1 protein-coding gene is annotated in these 1,150 nt (G+C 35.5%); it reads left to right on the forward strand.

Translation table 11 applies throughout. From position 1 onward, the window contains the following. The first annotated feature begins 258 nt into the window (after nt 1-258). Complete coding sequence (locus tag SP041_RS20680; protein WP_025562335.1) at nt 259-783, forward strand: hypothetical protein; 525 nt, start codon at nt 259-261, stop codon at nt 781-783. The last annotated feature ends 367 nt before the right edge of the window (nt 784-1,150 follow it).

The raw sequence follows: 1,150 nt of genomic DNA on the forward strand, positions 1-1,150 counted from the left end.
GGTTCGAACGTCTTGTTAAAAACATTGTATGTTTAGCAATTCAATATTCGTAACCAACAGAAGCATGTTCCATTTAATATAATAATGAATGAATCTATTAAATTAAATGGCTTGGTCGGACTATAAGGCAATCAAATCGGACGCATTACGGCTGTCACGGTTTTTGCTGAAAATAAAAAGCCAGCAAAAACAACGCCAACCTACGCGCCATTTATTGCGGCGTTACGTGTCAGTGTTGTAATCATCATGGAGTTCTATATGGAAAGTTTTTGTGAGGAAAAAGGAGTGAATTTGGAGAATGTTTTCTTAGATAAGTTTCAAGAAGAATCCCCTGATATGTACGCAAAAATTAACGTTTTCAAAAAAATGATTCGGATAGCTGAGGTATTAGAAAACCGCTATAGCATATCGTTTTTGTTAGACTTATTCTTTGGGTTTGAAAATAGCCTTATAAATGTTGATGCTGTCATGCATGAGGTGAAGTTTCTTGAGGGAACTGAACCTGAAAGTCACACTAAAGAGCAATCTGAATTTAAAAGACCTCCACTTAAAGGTCTTTGGCATAAACATTACATGGATGGTAGCATTTCTGGGCTAGCTCAAAATGTCAATAATGCGCTAAAAAATTACAGTATTCCTTATTTTGAGCAAAAAATAATAGATGCTCAAAAAAGTGGTGAAGAGCAATATATGACTGCTGAGGATATTCCTCATATAGTGAACGATCTCGTTACAGGTAACTTACAGAGACGTAGAGAAGAACAAAAAACGACTGGTGAATAGCTCATTTATGCTATTCATGAAAATACTAAGTATTATCTTTGTTTGGCAAAACATGGTGATGGTGACGATGCTATTCGTAAAAAAATTAATTCATCTTGTATTTTCGAATTTCCATTTTTAAAAGAAATTTTGCCTGCTCAAGTTGAAAACACGTAACAAGGCCATAAAGTCGGACACGTAACAGTTTGCTCGGTTCCGCTTCGCTTCACATTTTAGCAAACTATTACTTAGCCGCTTATGGCGGCGTTGAGGCTGTAGAATTTCTCCGAAAAGAACGTTTTCACGTTCTTTTTTTATAATATCTCATTGTACAAAAAACAACCTTGATTGAACTGTCCCTCTGTGATCTAATAGTTATTATTCGCTC

Origin of the sequence: Psychromonas sp. SP041, assembly GCF_000470315.2 — a bacterium.
Taxonomy (GTDB): domain Bacteria; phylum Pseudomonadota; class Gammaproteobacteria; order Enterobacterales; family Psychromonadaceae; genus Psychromonas.

Coding starts and splice junctions, on each gene's coding strand:
- SP041_RS20680 (WP_025562335.1), top strand. CDS start 259: ATGGAAAGTTTTTGTGAGGAAAAAGGAGTGAATTTGGAGAATGTTTTC.